This window comes from Kitasatospora sp. NE20-6 (assembly GCF_045862635.1).
Genome location: NZ_BPRL01000140.1, coordinates 1 through 3,603, shown reverse-complemented (window position 1 = coordinate 3,603; position 3,603 = coordinate 1). Strand labels below are relative to the sequence as shown.

Sequence of the window (3,603 nt, the reverse complement as noted above, 5' to 3'; positions counted from 1 at the left end):
CACCCAACGCCCTGTTCCCGACCAGGAACCGCCCCCCACCATCGGTATGCACATGCACCACCACCGCATTCCCCACCACCGGAAACCCGAACGCCGCCCGCAACTGCACCGCACCGTCATCCGCAAACCCCGCCACACCCTTCACCGGCACAAAGAAACCCGACGGCGTCGGCACACCGTGCGCGAACACCTCCCGCGCATCCAGCAGGTCGAGTGCCGCCTCGGGTGCCAGCACGACCTCCAGGCCTGATCGGACGTGGAAGGCCATCCGTGCCGTCCCGCCAGGGAGGTCCAGCAGGCCACGCTGGTTGCGCGCCTCGACCTCGATGCGGAGCAGAACATCCGTTGTGATCCACAGCCAGGACGTCTTCCGGTTGGTGGAGGTCATCCGGACCATGTCCCAGTGCCCGGCGGACCCCGTCGCGCCACTGTTCTGGTCGAGCGTGAGACTCAGCGTTGCGACGGGGTTCTGGGCGGCGGGGGATCCGGGCTGGAGGCCGGCATCGAGGCTGCCCGAGGTGGCGGTGGCGATGAGCGAGGTGCCCAGGCCGAGGCCGGTGGAGGACGACCGGGTCTGGTTGCTCTCGGTGAACCGGAGGGAGTCGGCGTCCAGGTCGCCCTCGACGAACCTGTCCGCCTTCGCGTCGAACGGCTCCACGCTGATCCGCACCCGCGCGTGCGTGTCGGTGAACAGGCCGCCCTCCCGCACCAGCACCGGCGACACCAGACCGCCCTCGTCCACCAGGAAGTCCAACTCGCTGGTCAGCATCGGCTGCGACAGCAGTGCGAACAGAGCGTCCCGCGCCCGCGAGCCGCGGCTCACCATCCGCGCGACGGCCGCGCTTCCACCCGCCAGTCGCCGCACAAGTTCGTCGACCAGCACCCGCAGCTTCTCGTGGTCAAAGCCCGCCCCGATCACCTGGCGATCCATCACCTGGGGGCCCCGCAGCTGCAGCGGCCTCCCCAACTCCCCTACCGCCGAGCCGAACGGTATCTCGCGTACCGCGACATCACCCGCGGTCGGCACGTACGGTTCCAGCGCCGGCCCCTGCAACACCGCCGGAACCAGCACCCGCTCCGTCAGCTTCACCGACACCTGGCCGTCGATCCGCTCCTGCTCCAACCGGCCGCCAAGTGTCAGCGACGCCTTGTCCGGCAGCGTCAGCCCCACCGTGTTCACCAGCCGCGACGGCACGACTGCGCGGACCACGTCGACGTCGATCCGCAGCTCACCCGCATATCGGTCCGCCGGACCGGAGAGGTTGAACTGGGTCCGGCTGACATCCGAGCCGCCCTTCGAGCGAGCGGTGGCGGCCGAGGCGGAGGCGGAGGCCGTCGAGACGGCGGCCACCGTGTCGAGACGGCCGTCCGCCGCGTCGGCCGACAGTGTCCCGGTCGTCCGACCGCTCACCGACCAGCCGCGGCTGCGGGCGCGGGACGCTCCGACATCCTCCTTGTTCGAACGGATGTGGTAGCTCGACGCAGTGACCTCCCGCAGACTCTCCAGGAAGTAGTAGCCCTTGCTGTCCGGATCCCGCTGCGCGCGCAGCCGCAGTTCGAACCGCTCGTGGTGCAGTGGGCCGGACCGCGTCGCGTGCAGCACCAGCCCCGGACCGAGCAATACGTCCAGCAGTGCCTCCATCGACTTGAGACTCAACAGGTTCGCCAGCCGCGACGGCATCGGCCGGAACTGCCGCCCCGCGCCGTTGACCTGCCAGAACTCCTCCAACGCACCCGGTGCCGCCTCCTGCAACACCCGCTGCACCGCATCCAGGACCGGGTTGCCGTCACCGGGCGCCCCGGGTTCACCCGGCCGTATCAGCAACCGCTCCGAGACCGCCCCCAGCGGAATCAGCGGCCGCGTGCCGAGCCGCCGATGGACCCGGCCCTCGGTCTCCGCCGTACGGTCCTCCGGGGTGGCAGGCAGCGTCGTGACCACCCGGTCCGACCCGGGGCGGTGGACCGGCATGCCGCCCGGGCCCGGGCTGGGCGGGGTGTCGCGGCGCAGGAGCGTGGGGCGGTTCGGTGCCGGGCGGACGGCGGTCCGCAGCGCCGGATCGTGGGGATCGGCCGGGCCGTGCGTGGGCCGCAGGTAACGGATGCCGTCGGCGATGTGAAACAGGCTCGCCGCGACCTTCGGCGCGGAGGAACTGACCATGTTCTTCGCCTGGCCGACGACCGTGACCCGGTAGAGCAGGTCGGCACCGAACTCCTCGAACTCCTCCTCGCGAACCGCCTGGCGCCCGGCGATGGGGCCCAGGACTGTGGTCCGGGAGCCGGTCGATCGGGTGGTCCGCTGGTAGCCGACACCCGGGAACACCGCCTGGCTGCTCGCGTCGGTCTGCACGCCGAGGGCCATACCGGTGGTGAAGGACCGGCTCCGGCCCGATCCGCGGGTGCCCGAGACGCCGGTCCCGCCCTCGATGAGTTCGATTCTGAGGGTGGACAGCGTCCGGCCGGTCGTCCTGGTGCCGATCGGGAACGCCTCGATCCGCACCAGGGCGCTCCGGTCCCGGACAAGGCCCTGCTTGATCATGGTCGCCCGGAGGCCGGACGGCACGCGGATGTGCGCGCCGAGGAGCAGCCCGGGGTCGGTGAGGGTCCAGGTGATGTCGCCTGCCGCGTCGGCGCCGATCCCGACCTGGGCCAGCAGTCTGAGCAGTTCCGCCTCGACGTGCCGGGAGCCGATGGTCTCCATCACCACGTCCTCGGCATCGAGCGGGGTGTGGGCGTCGCGCAGGTCCTGCGGGAGGTCCGGGAGGACGACCATGTGCTGGTCCTCGCCGTCGGCGGAGGAGGACTCGGGCACCGCGTACGGGTGGGTGTGCATGCTCCCGGCGGTGCCGGCGGTGTACGGGGTGTCCGCCGTGAGCGGCTCGGGGACGACCAGGCGAACGCGGTGGTCGTCGTCCTCCCGGTCCCCGATCCGGTAGGTCAGTTCGGCCCGTGCGCCGGTGACCAGGCTGTTCCGGGTGGAGCGGTCGGCCTCCTGGGTCTGCCGGGTCACGATGCCGGCGATCCGGTTGGCGGCGATCTTGGGCCAGTCCGCGAAGGAGGCAGGGCCGGCGACGTGCTTGATCGACACCTTCACCTGGTAGGCGATGCGGTAGTCGAAGGTGCGGGCCGGGCCGCTGTAGAGCACGCCGTGCAGGTGGAAGCCCGAGGAGTTCACTCCGGTGCCCGCGGACCAGTCGGCGGCCGCGGACAGGCCGAGTGACGGCCCGAGCGTCCGCAGCGAGTTCCCGGTTCGGTTGCCGACGCCCACGACGGCGGAGAGGCCGCCGCTCAGCGCAAGCGAGGTGGCCAGCGTGTCCGCTCCGCTCGCGCTGGCGAAGGAGACCGGCATGAGATTCAGGACTGCCGATTCGGTTCGGCCGGTGGTCGGGTTCTGGTCCAGCCGTACGGCGGTGACCTGGACGGTGATGATCTCGGTCCCGCCCTGCACCGGGCGGTGCATCCGGTCCTTCAGCCCACCGGGCTGCAGCAGCACGTCCGCATGGTTGACCAGCGCCTCCGGGGCGAACTTCGCCGCCAGACGCTCCTTCAGGTACCGCAGCTCACCCGCGTCCCACTCCGGCGCCCACGCCCGCGCGAACTCCACCT

Annotated in this window: 1 protein-coding gene; it reads right to left on the bottom strand. The window is 71.3% G+C overall.

Features of this window, described 5'->3' with window-relative positions; all coding sequences use genetic code 11:
* Window positions 1-3,603 (bottom strand): hypothetical protein (locus SNE206_RS39760; RefSeq protein WP_407918470.1); only part of this gene is annotated, 3,603 nt, incomplete at both ends.